The organism is Streptococcus equi subsp. zooepidemicus, from assembly GCF_015689395.1.
GTDB lineage: Bacteria > Bacillota > Bacilli > Lactobacillales > Streptococcaceae > Streptococcus > Streptococcus equi.
Map to the genome: position 1 here is coordinate 1,374,296 of NZ_CP065054.1, position 14,603 is coordinate 1,388,898.

Here is a 14,603-nt window from a genome sequence, read left to right on the forward strand (position 1 = left end):
TCAAATGCTAATTATGATAAATCTTCTTGTCTCAAAGGCTTAACGGCCTCTAGGAAGGGATGGCTTTTATCTGCTTCTGAAACCTCTGCTTGTTCAAGACTTTCCCACGCAATCCCAAGGCTTGGGTCAGCATAATTAACAAAGGCATATTTTGGCTTGAGCTCAAGCGCCCAATAATCATTGACCAGATAGGTATAAGCCACCTTATCAGTCAGTACTTGAAAGCCATTAGCAACACCTCGAGGGACAAAAATCCCCTTTGAAGCATCAATGACTGTTTGATAGGTATGCCCAAAGCTATCACCCTCACGAAGATCAACCCAAGCTCCAAGAACCTTACCCTCATCAGCAACAGAGATGTACTTGTCCCAAGGCTCTGCATGCAGGCCTCGAAGCACATGCTTGCGCGAAAATGAAATATTGTTTTGCAGCTTATCTGCGGCAAAAAACTGCTCAGGAAAGCCTAGAGGAATCATTTTTTCCTTTTGAAAATTTTCCTTAAACCAGCCACGATTGTCCCCTCGAACAGGGATATCAAACTCCAAAAGTCCAGGAATGGCTTCAATTTCCCGACAGGCTAAGGCTTTATCAAAAAATTGTTCTGTCATCAAGCTTCTCCAATCAACCGCAGCAGGTACTGCCCGTATTCGTTTTTCTTAAGCGACTGCGCTAGCTGGTAGACATCTTCTTTAGTGATATAACCCATGCGATAGGCAATCTCCTCTAGGTTGGCCACCTGAGCGTTTTGCAAGCGTTGAACTGTCTCGATGTATTGGGCAGCCTCCAGCAGGCTTTCATGAGTGCCAGTATCTAGCCAGGCAAAGCCACGTCCCATCAACTCAACTGATAGATCGCCACGCTCTAAATAGGCTTTGTTAACATCAGTAATTTCAAGCTCTCCACGAGCACTTGGTTTAATGCTTTTAGCAATCTCTACCACATCATTGTCATAGAAATAAAGGCCTGTTACAGCAAAATGTGACTTAGGAACTGCCGGCTTTTCCTCGATAGAAATGGCATTCATCTCATCGTCAAACTCCACAACCCCAAAGCGCTCCGGATCCTTGACCTGATAACCAAAAACAGTAGCCCCTTTTTCCTTAGCTGCTGCCTTTTGGAGCATTCTCGTAAGGCCGTTTCCATGATAGATGTTATCTCCTAAAATCAAGGCAACCCGATCATCACCGATAAACTCCTCACCAATAATAAAGGCCTGAGCTAAGCCATCAGGACTTGGTTGCTCCTTGTAGGACAAGCTAATCCCAAACTCTGATCCATCACCTAATAGCTCTTCAAATCTTGGAAGATCTTTTGGAGTTGAAATAATCAAAATGTCCCGAATACCTGCCAACATCAGTGTTGATAAGGGATAATAAATCATTGGCTTATCATAAATTGGCATCAATTGCTTTGAAGCTGCACGAGTAAGAGGATACAAGCGTGTTCCTGATCCTCCTGCCAGAATAATACCTTTCATCGTAGCTCTCCTCATTTTATAATACGTCACTATTTTATCATTTTTTGAAAGCAGTGTCACTTTTTATCATTAATCCGACGAATATAATGCTGAATCGGGTATTGACTAGCATCTAAGCTAGCTTTTTGCCCCAAAAGCAGGGCAATCAGCTGCTGAGCAATCAAAGGACCTAGGGTCAAGCCAGATGAGCCTAGACCACTTGCAGCGTAAACACCTGGTAGCTGAGGTACCTGCCCAAAAAATGGAGAAAAATCTCTGGTATAGGCTCGAATGCCTACGCGGTAAGAGATATCAGAGGCAGAACTCAGCTTAGGGTAATAGGTCAAGGCCTCCTGCTCCAAGGCCTCTAAAACAGCTACATCAGGCTCAAGGTCATAGCCCTTATCATTTTCATGACTCGCTCCTACAGACAACCTACCATGCTCAAAGGGAATAATATCCATCTCCCCCTCTGGCATGACCACTGCGTAGTTATCTGTGGTCACATTCGCAATATGATAATCCATTAACTGTCCTTTTTGCGGTCGAATATCCACCTGATAGCCAAGCGGCTCAAGCAATTCTGGCAGCCAAGCACCAGCTGCTAAAATCAACCGATCAAAGACTATACCATCAACGAGATAGCCTTGCTTTTCTATGCTTATGCTAACACGCTTTTTAACCACCTGATAGCCACTAGCTTCAAGCAAGCACTGACATAGGTCTTCCCCATCAACACGTGCAGCCCCAGAAGCCCATACCAGCTGCTCAAAACCCTGTAAATCAGGAAAATCAGCCCTAATGTCCGAACGACACCTTATCGCCAAATCTCCAATCAAAGGTGACTCTTGCTTTCGTTTATTAGCCAGCTGGTAGAGCTCCTCTAGCTTGTTCTCATTCTTTTTTAATAAATAAACACCAGTCTGCTTATAAAAATGTGTAGAAAGCCCCTCTTTTTGCAGCTCCTTGATTAAGTCCTGATAACAATCTGCTCCTAACCGAGCCAGCTGATACCAAGCCTTATTCCTTCTTTTTGAAAACCAAGGGCAGATAATGCCAGCGGCTGCCTTAGTTGCTTGACCATTACCATCATCAAAAATAGTGACCTGCTGATACCCCTGTTTTTTTAAATAATAAGCGGCGCTTGAACCTACAATTCCAGCTCCAATGATTGCTATCGTTGTCATTGCCGTTTCCATTCTATCATACTGCTTACCAAGCATAGGCCATACTCAGTCATGCTATAGATGACTAAAGGGATTTGTTGACGCCTTGCTAGCCATAATGGTTACTTGCCAGCCTTCCTCTTTTTTCCAAGCCTGCATCTTGGCAACTAGCTGATCAATAAATAAGGACTCGATATGGTGTCCCGGATCAATTGCCAGCAGGCCTTCTGTCAGCATTTCCTGTGCTGTGTGGTAATAAATATCACCTGTAATATAGACTTGAGCTCCCTTAGCAAGCGCTGCCTGATAAAATTTATCACCACTGCCCCCACAAATAGCCACTCGCGAAATCAAAGGGTTTTGACCAGTATATCGAACCAGCCGAACCACATCAAGCCCAAAGGCTTCCTTGACCACCAGACCTAGCTCCTCCAGAGTCTGCTCTGCTACATTTCCGACACGTCCAATACCATACCCGTCTTGCGTCTCAACCAATGCCTCTGTCTGATCAATGCCCAACAGCTCACAAAACCAATCGTTGAGCCCGTCAGAGACAATATCTATATTGGTATGACTGACATAGACAGAAATATCGTGCTTCACCAGCTCAAGGACAATATCTCGCTGTGGCGAGGAGACCAAGTCCTTCAAGCCCTTAAAAATAGGAGCGTGCTTGGTGATAATCAGGTCTACCTTGGCCGCAATAGCTTCGGCAACGGTATTTTCTCTCACATCAAGAGTGATCATTACCCTTTTGACCTCCTTATCCAGAGAGCCAATTTGGAGGCCACACACATCTCCTGACATGGATAGCTCAAGCGGACAATAGCTTTCGTATTTTTCGATGATTGTTCTAGCTTTCATGACTGATGACCTCCTCAATCGCTTTTATTTTTTGAGAAATGCTAGCGCGTTCAACAAGCTTCGTTGCTGGCACACAAGACAGGGCATAGACTAGCTTATCTCGCTCTTTTTGCCATTTAGCCACAAAGACTGATGACCTTTCCTGAGACAAGAAAGGACCAAAGCGCTGCTCCTGATCTGTTAGACTTTGTTGACCAGGCTCTGCAACAATGATTTCATAATATTTGCCATTTTCTGTCATAATGGTCTCAGCAATAATCCTAAAAGCATTGGCAGATAGCCAGGCACGCAGCTCATCCTCTCGATTATTGGGCTGTAAAATCAAATGCCCGACCCCCTGCAGCTTTTCCTTACCAGCCGCTAAAATATCAGCTATTAAGCGCCCTCCCATGCCACAGATGGTTATGCAGTCTACAGCATCTCTCACCTCAAAGGCAGCTAAGCCATCAGCCAGGCGTACCTCAATATGCTCTGTCAAGCCATATTGCGACACATTTTTTAAGGCTGATGCAAACGGGCCCTTGACCACCTCACCTGCAATCGCCTTTTGAATTTGCCCAGCTTCAACCAAAAAAATAGGAAGATAGGCATGATCACTTCCCACATCTAACAGCCTAGCACCATCAGGAACATAGGCTGCCACATGGCGTAAACGCTTTGATAAATGACTTTCCATTTTCTTAATCCTTCTAACAACTAATCGTATCACTATTATAGCAAAATACAAACCAATTAAAAAGAAAGCCTCATCAGACCTTCTTTTTACCGTAGGTAGTCTTGTAATAGCTACAATAGCTCTGCACAGGGCAGGTATCACACTTAGGATTTTTAGCCAAGCAGTGATAGCGTCCAAAAAAAATCAAACGGTGGTGGGTGATGATCCAATCCTTCTTAGGAAGCTTGGCCATCAAATCAGCTTCAATTTCAGTAACATCGGCATCTGGGGCAGAAATGTTTAAGCGCTTGGCAATCCTCGAGACATGCGTGTCAACTGCGATTGCAGGGACACCATAAATCTCTGCCAAAACCACATTAGCAGTCTTACGGCCTACTCCTGGTAAGGACTCGAGCTCCTTATGGGTTTTTGGTACCTGACCATCAAACTGAATCAGCAGCTGCTGAGCTGTCTTGATGATATTTTTTGCCTTATTTTTATACAAGCCAATTGTCCTTAGATGATTCTCAACATCTGACACATTTGCCTGAGCCAAATCTGAAAGCTCTGGGTAGCTTTGCCACAGCTTAGGGGTAACCTTGTTGACTGCCTTATCAGTTGTCTGCGCTGATAGGATAACCGCAATAAGAAGCTGAAAGGGCTTTTCTTGGTCCCAATTCAACTCTCCCTTAGCCTCTGGAAACATCTCACCAATGATTGATAGAACCTTTTTTAACCGTTCTCTTCCTATCCTCATTAGTTACTCCAAAGGTTCATCGCCGCAAGAAAATCATCTGAAACCGTCACTTCAGACGCCGTCATATCCTCTCTGGCACGCTTTTTTTCCTCAAGCTGCCTGAGGCTTGTAATCCCCTCCTTGCGCCAGTTTCTTAGAATAGCCTGAATATATTTCCAATTGGTTTTCCCATTAAAGACCGCTTCTCTCAGCGCCTCACGTACTAAATCCAGATCTGTTTGGTCATCATGAACGGTTTTTTCTAAATCCTCTAGCTCCATCGGACTCAAAAAACGCCCCAGCTCACGCTCAAACTCATCAACAAGAAGCTTCAATTGGTTGGTGTTTTGCTGTTCATGCTCGCTCTTTTCATCACGCGCCAGCAGCTGGTCTAGAGTGACTAGTACAGGACTAGCATCAAAGATGATCTCAATCTCTCCAGCCAGCTCTATGGTTTTCATATCTAATAACCCCTGACTGGTCAAGGAAGAAATAGCCTTATTCACCTCTGCTACAGACTTACCCAAGGCATTAGCAATCTGACTAGGTGCCAATTCGTCAAGCCTAGTCGTGTTTTGGAGATAGAAAAACTGCCAAACCAAAAAATCGTCTGAGCTCTTAAAAATATCCTTGTAATGAAACAGTAAGGCAGTTGGAAGGACCAAATTGCCAGACTGATAATGCTCTAAAAAACTCATAATTCCCCTGCCAAACGTAATAGCCCAACCTAGCTTTTAATCAGTGCTGCCATTAGCAAGCACTGATTAACCAGGAAAATGCATCAATACCTTACAATCGTAATCACCAATAGCCTGACGACCATTCAAGCCGTCCAGCTCAATGAGAAAAGCGCAGCCAGCAACAATGCCGCCCAGCTTTTCAACCAGATCAATAGTAGCCTTTACTGTACCACCTGTTGCTAATAAGTCGTCCACAATAAGGACACGTTGGCCTGGCTTAATAGCATCAGCATGCATGGTCAAGGTGTCTAGACCATACTCCTTTTCATAGCTAGCAGAAATCACCTCTCTTGGCAATTTACCCGGCTTACGAACAGGAGCAAAGCCAATTCCTAGCTCAACTGCGACCGGACAGCCAATAATAAAGCCACGAGCCTCCGGTCCAACAATCATGTCAATGCCCTTATCGCAGGCATATTGCACAATCTCACGAATAGCATAGCTGTAGGCCTTGCCACTAGCCATTAGTGGCGAAATATCACGAAAGGTAATCCCCTCCTTTGGGTAATTCTCAATTGAAGCAATATATTGTGTTAAATCCATCGTAAAATAGTCTTTCTAATGTCTTTTAAATTAAAATCTTTCCTATTATAGCATGAAAGTCTAAAAAGGTAAATGATTCCTAATCATCCAGATCAATCCCTTTTTCCTTTAAATTAGTCAGGCATTCCTGTAAATAGGCCTCTTGATGCTCAGGATAAATCGGTGAGGTCAGTGCCACCTCCTCTAAGTCCTCATAGGCGGCAAGGCTTTTTCCCCTGTAATTTTTGTCCTGCCAGCTCACATCTGGCTGGTAGCCCCGCGCCTGCATTTCCTGCATAATCAACAGGTGATACTGGTAAAGCTTATAAGGAGAATGGGAAAACACATAGTCAACCGTCGCATGTGGTCTCCCCCAGCCTGCTCCTCGCAAGGCCGCACATTCACGATGCTGCCCCAACAATTGTTGCCTTGGTAGGCGTGTGATTAAATCCTGATGCCAAAGACGCATAAGCTCTCCTATTTCTCTTCACTAGTCATTAAATACTGATAAATCTCCTGCGGACTGCCCAAGGCCATAAGCTCTTGAAACTTTACCAGCTCTTTTAGCTGCTGGTAAATGACACTGTCAGCGATGCTACGTTTTGGGGCATCAGTCTTTACCCTCATCAGCCCATCTTCGATTACTACAAAGCCTAACTCCTCAAAAATTTGTATCATTTTGACCAGGAGGATTTTTTCAATCTTGAGGTAATCACTTAGCAGGGTCAGCTTATGGCGCAGGTCAAATTCTGGGTATTGATAGATGGTCTTATAGAGCTTGGCAAATTGCTCTCGACTGCCATAGCCTGTTAAGTAATAAGGGTGCTTAATATGATTTTTAAAATAGATCGCTTCAAATTCCCGATGTCTAAAAAGGGCTTTCAAAGCTTCAATATCATCAGGAACTTCATCTATCACAACAGCCTTAGCCTGCTGGTCCTCAACAGCTGTAGGAATATGCTCAGGTGCCTTAGCAGTCCTTGATCGAATATCAAACAGCTGCACCCCAGTCGCTCTGGCATCAACCAGCATTAATTGCAGACTGGTATGACCTCGCCAGTGATTGATCGCAAGACTAACCGCTAATTCCAAGCCCTGTGATTGCTGGTACTCCTGTATCAGATGTCCCTGACCAAAGGCCAAGACATCAGCCTCAACGGCTCCTTTGCTGACCTTGAACTTCAAGTGACTTTGTTGCTGACCAATGGTCCTTGCCTGCTTAATCGTAAAATCTTTTAAGTAAAAAACAGGCTTTTTATTATCCATGCCAAAGGGTGCTAGAAGTAGCAGCTTGTTCAGACTATCTATACTCAATGCTTCTAAATCCAATTCATCATTGATCAATAGAGTGTTTTTTTCCTGACCATCGTGTCCCTTGGCTGCCACGTATTGGCAAAGTAGCTCTGATAGCTCCTCTAGGCGATCAGATGGCAGAGTCATGCCTGCTGCCCCCTCATGACCACCAAAAGCTGTAAATAAGCTCCTATTGCTATTAAGTGCTTCAAAGATATTAATGCTCTCTAAGCTTCTAGCTGATCCCTTTGCTAGCCCCTCATCAATAGTCAAAACAAGAACAGTCTGCCCAATCTCCTCCATGATCCGACCAGCTACAATCCCCAAAACTCCTGGGTGCCAGCCAGACTTAGCTAACACCTGCACAGGCTTGTCTAGATCAACCATAGCCATTGCTTGAGCAAATATCTCCTGTACCAAGGCCTTTCTTTCCTCATTTTTACTACTAATCATCAGAGCAAGCTCATGAAGCTCTTCGTCGTCAAAGCCTGTCAGTAGATCAATAGCTGGATTTGGATCGTCAAGACGCCCTAGAGCATTGAGCTGCGGAGCAAGCTTAAAGCTAATAACATCTTCATCAAAGTGCGCTAAGTCAACCTCTGAAAGCTTCATCAGCTCCTGCAAGCCTAATCTTTCTGTCTCTTTTAGAACAGCTAGCCCGTTTTTGACAAGGATACGGTTTTCACCCCGTAGGCTGACCATGTCAGCAATTGTCCCAATAGCAACCAAATCTAAAAAGTCTACTGGAACCATCTCTAGCAGAGCGGAAGCCAATTTGAAGGCAACGCCACAGCCGGCTAGCTTTTGAAAGGGATAAGTAGCAGTCGGGTGCTCAGGGTGAATAATGGCAAAGGCCTTAGGCAGCTCTGCTGGCAGGCTGTGGTGATCTGTTACAATAACATCTACCCCCTGTGCTTGCGCAAAGGCAATTGCTTCATGACCCGAAACACCATTATCAACAGTAATAATCAGCGAAACCTGCTCTTGCTCGATGAAATACTTGTAAACACTTTGATTGGGACCATAGCCATCTGTAAAGCGATTAGGCAAATAAACAAGAGGCTCTGCTCCCATCATTTCCAGCGTTTCCTTGACAATGGACGCTGCTGTCATGCCATCTGCATCATAATCTCCGTAGATCAAAATCCTCTCAAACCCTTCAATGGCCTGACGAATGCGATGAACAGCCTTTTGCATATCATTTAGCAAATAAGGATCATGGAGCTGTGATAGGTCCGCTGTCAAAAAGCTGATAAGCTCCTCTTCGGTATGAACCCCTCGGTCATAGATGAGCTTTGCGGCTGTCTGACTAAGTCCCTTTGCCTGAGCCAGCTTAAAGAAGCCAGCGTCTGGCTCCTTATCAGCTATGGTCCACTGATACTTGGACGTAATCATTTATAATTAAATACCTTTCTTGCAAGATAATCAGATATAGTTGGAAACAAGGTATAACACTTATGAGCAAGGGCTAGGCTAATAGGCAGATTAATCTCTCGTTTCTTTTTTCCTATTGCAGCAATGATTTTTTTAGCCACAGTATCCGCCTGCAGCGTAAAGCTAGCAACACTGGCTAAATACTGCCCGCTTGGGTCAGCCTGCTCAAAAAAGGCGGTTGCAATCGGGCCTGGATTAACAGTCGTCACATAAACCTGCCTTTCTGCCAGCTCCAAGCGAAGGGCATTAGAAAAGCCAATGACTGCAAACTTTGTTGCAGAATAAATGCTTGATTTCACTGAAGCAATTAAGCCTGCCATGGAGACAATATTAATGATATGTCCAGAGCCCTGCTCTGCCATTTTGTGACCAAGCAAGCGTGCAAAATGAATACTGGCTAGGCTATTCACACGAAACATGGCCTCAATCTCCTCTGCTGAGAAATCATCAAAGGCCTTAAAGGCACCGAAGCCTGCATTGTTAATCAAAACGTCAATCCTGCCATGACGCTGGTAAAGCTCATCAACAAGAGCCTCAATAGCAGCAGGATCTTGAATAGCAATCTCGTAGCATTCCTTTCTGGGAATAGCCTGATACAGACTGTCTAACCTGTCTTTGCTGCGCCCTAACAAAATCAGGTAATCCTCTCTTGGAAGCTGTCTGATGATAGCCTGTGCGAGCCCACCAGAAGCACCTGTTATCAGAATAATTCTCTGTGCCATTAAATGATCACTTCCTCTAAATCGCGAACAACCTTCACATTTTCAAAAATAGTTGCCGCATCCTTTTCCATTTGACGACAGTCACGTCCTAAAAAGCGTGCTGAAACATGATTCAGTAAAAGACGCTTAGCACCTGCATCACGCGCGATTTGAGCAGCCTGCATGTTTGTCGAATGCCCATGATTACGGGCCATTCTTTCATCACCCTTCCCGTAGGTGGACTCATGCACCAGCACATCAGCATCTTTTGCCAATCTAACACTAGCAGATGTCTTGCGTGTATCGCCAATAATGGTGATGATCTTTCCTTTTCGAGGCTCTGAAATAAAGTCCTTGGCAAAAATTTTGGTGCCATCCTCTAGCTCAATATCCTGCCCATTTTTAACCTTGCCAAAAAGTGGACCAAAGGGGACTCCTGCTGCTCTAAGAGCTTCTGCATCAAGTGTTCCTTCTAAATCCTTTTGAACCACACGATACCCCATACAAAAGATGGTATGTGCCAATCGCTCAGCGTAAACAATAAATTTATCTGTTTCTAAAATCTTGCCCATAGAGGTGTCATCAAACTCATGATAATGAATCTGATAAGGCAATTTAGAGACTGATATCCTGATGCTGTTTGTTACATAGGATTTTATCCCAACAGGTCCATAAATCTCAAGGTCCGTCTGCTCCTCACTAGCTTGAAAAGCCCGACTAGATAAAAAGCCAGGCAAGCCAAAAATATGATCACCATGCAGATGCGTGATAAAAATCTTCTTGATTTTTCGTGGCTTGATTGTTGTTTCTAAAATTTGCCGCTGGGTTCCCTCGCCACAATCAAACATCCACACCTCATTGATTTCATCTAATAGCTTTAGCACTAAGCTTGAAACGTTGCGATGCTTGGCTGGCTGCCCAGCTCCAGTACCTAAAAATTGTAATTCCATACAGTCTATTCTTTCTAATGCACAAGGTAAATCATGAATTCTCTTTGTGCAAACTGATAATATTTCTTTCCTTTGAATGCTTGGCTAAGAGCCAACAATTCATCACTATTAAAGCCCTTTAGCAGGGTCATTTCGTTTGAGAAACGATAGATCGTGGTTAACAAAGCATGCTCAGGTGTTATGTCCTCTGGCTCTCCTTGCTCAAATTGACAGCTCTTCATCTTGATTCTACCATCTTCCACATAAACCACGTATTGTGGAAAAATCTGAGCCAGCTCCAGCAGCAGCGATTCCTCAGGCTGCCCCTGCTCTTTTTCAGCAAAAACAATCGCCTCCTGTGCTTCATTTTCAAAGACAAAGCCATAGGATTGCCCCAACAAATTTAAGCGGACAAAGGGCTTCACCTCATCAAATGACGGCTCTGAGGTAAACAGCTTCAAGGCCCTTGATAGCTCAAAATAATAATCTGTCGCTGCTTTTGGTGATTGCTTCTGATACATTTCTGCAAAATAAGCATTAATCACACTTGGGGGTGGCGTGATGGTAGCTAATTTTTGCTGGTCTGTCAAGCCCTTTAAGCAATTTTGCAAATAAACCGTATCTAAACTCGTAAAGCCTCCATAAGTCTTTGCCAATTGAATATAATCAGTCATAAAATTCTTCTAATCTCCATTTATTTTTGGGAGCAATGTAGCCAGAAATCTCTTCAATCTCCTTATCAAAGCTATAAGGCTCCAATAACGCCAACCTGTTGAGGTCATAGCATTTGTAGGCTTGATCCTGACAGAGCTTGATCGAAAATGGCTCAAACATGTCCCGAATCTGATCAATAAGCAGCTGTCTTAAGAGGCTACGACTGTTTTTATCACGTGCTGACAGCCTGACATTTGGAAAAACAGTTGCAGTCAAGCTAGCTGTCTTATCCATCTTGTTATAAATAGCCAGCCTTGGAATATCCAGCATATCTAAATCTTTCAAGATGTCTAGAACAACCCTCTCATGCTCCAAATGATTAGGGTCACTGGCATCAATCACATGCAAGAGCAAATCAACATGCCGACTTTCCTCTAATGTCGACTTAAAGGCAACCACGAGCTCCGTTGGTAAATCTTGGATAAAGCCTACGGTATCTGTCAGAGTTGCCTGAAACTGATTTTGCAGATAAATTTGCTTGGTAGTAGCATCAAGCGTTGCAAACAATTCATCAGCCTCATATTGCTTATCATCGGTCAATAGATTCATGATGGTAGACTTGCCTGCATTAGTATAGCCAATCAGCCCGATATTAAAGGCATCAGAGCTAATACGACGATCGCGAATCGTTTGACGGTTTTTTTCGACAGCAGCTAGCTGCCGCTCAATATCTGCAATCTGATGACGAATGGAGCGCCGGTTCAGCTCCAGCTGGCTCTCACCCGGCCCACGACTCCCAATGCCCCCGGCCTGACGACTAAGCATAACACCCTGTCCGACCAGTCTTGGCAGCATGTATTTGAGCTGCGCTAAATGCACCTGCAATTTTCCTTCATGGCTTCTCGCTCGCATCGCAAAAATATCAAGAATCAGCTGCATGCGATCAATGACCTTAATACCTAAGGCGTTCTCCAAATTGGCATTTTGCCGAGCCGTTAAGCGATTGTTAACAATCACTATATCAATCTCATTGGCAGCAACCATTTCTTTGATTTCAGCCAGCTTACCAGAGCCAACAAAGGTCTTGCTATCATAGCGCTCCCGCCTTTGCATATAGCAATCAACAACCTCTGCACCTGCGGTCTTGGCTAGACTAGCCAGCTCTGTCATTGATAGCTCAGCATGGTCAGCTGCCTCTAGGACCACACCTAGTAAAATGACTCTTTCCTGCCTTGCCTTTGTCTCTATCATGAACGCGACTAATCCTCCAAATTCCGTAGTGTTTATTATAGCATAGTTTTAGCTATTTTCAGCTAGTTTGCCATCGATAGCTCTAAGGCTCCTTCAAAAAGCGCTCCACCCTATCATATATTGCCTGCGGATAGGACGACTCGCTAATCGAGTCAAATCGCACTGCCATACGGTTACGAAACCAAGTCAGCTGTCGTTTAGCAAAGCGGCGTGTTTGCTGCTTTAGTGTGGCTGTTGCTTCTTCTAGACTAGCCTGACCCTGAAAGTAAGGAAAGAGCTCCTTATAGCCGATCCCTCGACTAGCCTGAACAGCTGGATACTGCTCAAAAAGCCACCTTGCCTCCTCCAATAGACCTGAAGCCATCATCAGATCCACCCGCTTATTAATCCGCTCATAAATAACCTCGCGCTCATCAGTCAATCCAATCATCAAGGGGTTATAGGGAGCCTCCTGATTTTTTAAATCCCTAGCAAATTGATTTAGCTCAAGTGAGCGAATGGCACGCCTGCGGTTAACCTGATCAAGGTGAATGCCCTTACTAGCTAATAGCTGATAAAGCTCTGTATCTGTCAGTGTCTCTAGCTGCTGCCGATAAGCAAGTAGCTCCTTTTGATCAAGATCTCCTCCTAGATGATAGCCCTCTAACAGGCTTTGTAGATACAAGCCCGTACCACCGACAATAATCGGCAGCTTACCGCGGCTAACAATATCTTCAATAGCTCGCTTAGCGTCCTGCACGAAATCAAAGGCTGAGTAAGACTCTGTCACCTCACGAATGTCAATCAAATGATGAACCGCAAGAGCCTGCTCCCTGGCACTAGCCTTAGCTGTCCCAATATCAAGGTGACGATAAACCTGCTGACTATCTCCAGATATAATTTCACCATTAAAGGCACCAGCCAAGGCAATCCCTAGAGCTGTCTTGCCAACAGCAGTCGGGCCTACAATCACAATTATCTTTTCTTTTGTCATTTATTGTCTTTCTACTTAAAAAGCAGCTGAAAAAGTCTTTTACTTGAATTTTCTAATCTTTTTCGCTACCATATATTATAACATAAGATTGAGAGACAGTTATGGTCCTCTTAATAGAAATGGAGAATGATTATGGCTAAAAAACATGGATTCGCAAAGGGTCTTGCTACAGGTGTTCTTGCTACTGCTGCTACCGTTGCAGGTGCAGTATTTGCTGTTAAAAAGACTATTATTGACCCTGAGGAAGAAAAAGCAGCATTTGTAGAGGAAAATCGTAAAAAAGCAGCACGTCGTCGTGTTGCTCGCTAATCACTAATAGATGAAAGATTCGACAGGCTTTATCAATAGCTTGTCGGATTTTTTATGCCGTGAGACTAGGCCTTTAGCTTAGTCACATATCAAAAATAACTCGTCAACGCCACATACAGCCTACTGCCTTGCCAACAAACAGATCAAACTAAGGCTAATTTTCACTTATATGGCACATTTCGACTGTAAAACGATTTTGCGATTGATTGACCACAATATCAAACTGCTTTTGATAAGGCTCTAGGTAATGAGTATACTGAGTTCGCCGATGAGCATGGCTCTGCTGAATGAACTCCGGATTGCGGCCTCTTGATCTAGTATCTCTATCAAGCCGCCTTTGGAGCTCTGTGTCATCATCTGTATAAAAGTACAGTGATAAGTCAAACAGCTCTGGCTCTAAAAAGGTTGTTGACATGCCTTCGACAATAAGAATCGGCACATCACCCTTAACCAGACGAGAGGGCGCCCAAGGGGTATCAATACTCAAAAAATCCAATCCTTGCTTAAACATCATGATGTCACACCTCAGACTGGCCAATTCATGCCTAGCAGGGTGACAGGCTGTTATACTATGAAGCACCTCTTTTCCCTGATAAGGGTAGCTAATCAAAACAGCCTGACTAAATTCATTAGCAATGATATAGGGGTCTGTTTCTAATAATTGACCTTGTCCGTCAGGCAAAGCCTGCAGCAGACGACCTGCAAAGGTTGATTTACCAGAGGCACCATGACCACTGATTCTAATAAGCATTTTCTCACGATTAGCTGTTGCAGTTACAATAGCTTGAAGCAGCCTCTCCATGATCTCTTCTCCTCAAATAATATGCTGATAATAGGAATTCATTCTATCAAAAATAGTACCGAAAAACAAACCAGTCTCCTGAAAAAGCCTGACTAGCAGCAAAAAAAGATTGAAGGGC

Annotated in this window: 17 protein-coding genes; 1 reads left to right on the forward strand and 16 read right to left on the reverse strand. The window is 44.0% G+C overall.

Features of this window, described 5'->3' with window-relative positions; translation table 11 throughout:
- Positions 1-11 precede the first annotated feature (11 nt).
- The 15 genes from I2432_RS06525 to miaA all read right to left on the reverse strand — a co-directional run bounded on the left by I2432_RS06525 (position 12) and on the right by miaA (position 13,374).
- On the reverse strand, positions 12-608 hold the full coding sequence (locus tag I2432_RS06525) for a dTDP-4-dehydrorhamnose 3,5-epimerase family protein (protein ID WP_206158676.1): 597 nt from the start codon (positions 606-608) through the stop codon (positions 12-14).
- Positions 608-1,477: a glucose-1-phosphate thymidylyltransferase RfbA gene (gene rfbA, locus I2432_RS06530; RefSeq protein WP_037581952.1), complete on the reverse strand. Its 870-nt coding sequence runs from the start codon at positions 1,475-1,477 to the stop codon at positions 608-610. Before rfbA ends, I2432_RS06525 begins: the two co-directional genes overlap by 1 nt.
- 56 nt (positions 1,478-1,533) lie before the next feature.
- Positions 1,534-2,643 (reverse strand): NAD(P)/FAD-dependent oxidoreductase, encoded by a 1,110-nt coding sequence (locus tag I2432_RS06535; RefSeq protein WP_206152553.1) that lies wholly within the window; start codon positions 2,641-2,643, stop codon positions 1,534-1,536.
- A 54-nt stretch (positions 2,644-2,697) separates the two neighbouring features.
- The gene (locus I2432_RS06540; RefSeq protein ID WP_206152470.1) at positions 2,698-3,486 is read right to left on the reverse strand and encodes a Nif3-like dinuclear metal center hexameric protein; all 789 of its coding nucleotides are present in this window, start codon (positions 3,484-3,486) and stop codon (positions 2,698-2,700) included.
- Positions 3,476-4,162: a tRNA (adenine(22)-N(1))-methyltransferase gene (locus tag I2432_RS06545; protein WP_206158677.1), complete on the reverse strand. Its 687-nt coding sequence runs from the start codon at positions 4,160-4,162 to the stop codon at positions 3,476-3,478. The genes I2432_RS06540 and I2432_RS06545 overlap by 11 nt, the downstream gene beginning before the upstream one ends.
- A gap of 73 nt (positions 4,163-4,235) precedes the next feature.
- Complete coding sequence (gene nth / locus I2432_RS06550; protein WP_111678219.1) at positions 4,236-4,898, reverse strand: endonuclease III; 663 nt, start codon at positions 4,896-4,898, stop codon at positions 4,236-4,238.
- Complete coding sequence (locus tag I2432_RS06555) at positions 4,898-5,575, reverse strand: DnaD domain-containing protein (protein ID WP_111678845.1); 678 nt, start codon at positions 5,573-5,575, stop codon at positions 4,898-4,900. The genes nth and I2432_RS06555 overlap by 1 nt, the downstream gene beginning before the upstream one ends.
- 66 nt (positions 5,576-5,641) lie before the next feature.
- On the reverse strand, positions 5,642-6,160 hold the full coding sequence (locus tag I2432_RS06560; protein WP_042670830.1) for an adenine phosphoribosyltransferase: 519 nt from the start codon (positions 6,158-6,160) through the stop codon (positions 5,642-5,644).
- 79 nt (positions 6,161-6,239) lie between these two features.
- Positions 6,240-6,608, reverse strand: coding sequence for a TIGR02328 family protein (locus tag I2432_RS06565; RefSeq protein WP_111710640.1), 369 nt, complete (start codon positions 6,606-6,608; stop codon positions 6,240-6,242).
- 8 nt (positions 6,609-6,616) lie between these two features.
- Entirely contained in the window at positions 6,617-8,827 is a 2,211-nt protein-coding gene (recJ, locus tag I2432_RS06570) for a single-stranded-DNA-specific exonuclease RecJ (protein WP_206152468.1), read from the reverse strand.
- On the reverse strand, positions 8,824-9,588 hold the full coding sequence (locus I2432_RS06575; RefSeq protein ID WP_206152467.1) for an SDR family NAD(P)-dependent oxidoreductase: 765 nt from the start codon (positions 9,586-9,588) through the stop codon (positions 8,824-8,826). The genes recJ and I2432_RS06575 overlap by 4 nt, the downstream gene beginning before the upstream one ends.
- Complete coding sequence (gene rnz / locus I2432_RS06580) at positions 9,588-10,517, reverse strand: ribonuclease Z (RefSeq protein ID WP_115266806.1); 930 nt, start codon at positions 10,515-10,517, stop codon at positions 9,588-9,590. The genes I2432_RS06575 and rnz overlap by 1 nt, the downstream gene beginning before the upstream one ends.
- A 14-nt stretch (positions 10,518-10,531) precedes the next feature.
- Positions 10,532-11,170 (reverse strand): cystathionine beta-lyase, encoded by a 639-nt coding sequence (locus I2432_RS06585; RefSeq protein WP_012679747.1) that lies wholly within the window; start codon positions 11,168-11,170, stop codon positions 10,532-10,534.
- On the reverse strand, positions 11,163-12,401 hold the full coding sequence (hflX, locus tag I2432_RS06590) for a GTPase HflX (RefSeq protein ID WP_206152466.1): 1,239 nt from the start codon (positions 12,399-12,401) through the stop codon (positions 11,163-11,165). Before hflX ends, I2432_RS06585 begins: the two co-directional genes overlap by 8 nt.
- 82 nt (positions 12,402-12,483) lie before the next feature.
- Positions 12,484-13,374, reverse strand: coding sequence for a tRNA (adenosine(37)-N6)-dimethylallyltransferase MiaA (gene miaA / locus I2432_RS06595; RefSeq protein ID WP_012677750.1), 891 nt, complete (start codon positions 13,372-13,374; stop codon positions 12,484-12,486).
- A 132-nt stretch (positions 13,375-13,506) separates the two neighbouring features.
- Here miaA and I2432_RS06600 point away from each other — a divergent pair, with 132 nt between their 5' ends.
- A complete protein-coding gene (locus I2432_RS06600; RefSeq protein WP_064484007.1) occupies positions 13,507-13,683 on the forward strand; it encodes a DUF3042 family protein in 177 nt (58 codons plus the stop codon).
- Positions 13,684-13,837: 154 nt separating this feature from the next.
- Here I2432_RS06600 and I2432_RS06605 read toward each other — a convergent pair whose 3' ends face one another.
- Positions 13,838-14,485 carry a uridine kinase family protein gene (locus tag I2432_RS06605; protein WP_206158678.1) on the reverse strand — a complete coding sequence of 216 codons (648 nt, stop codon included), beginning with the start codon at positions 14,483-14,485 and terminating at the stop codon, positions 13,838-13,840.
- Positions 14,486-14,603: the final 118 nt, after the last annotated feature.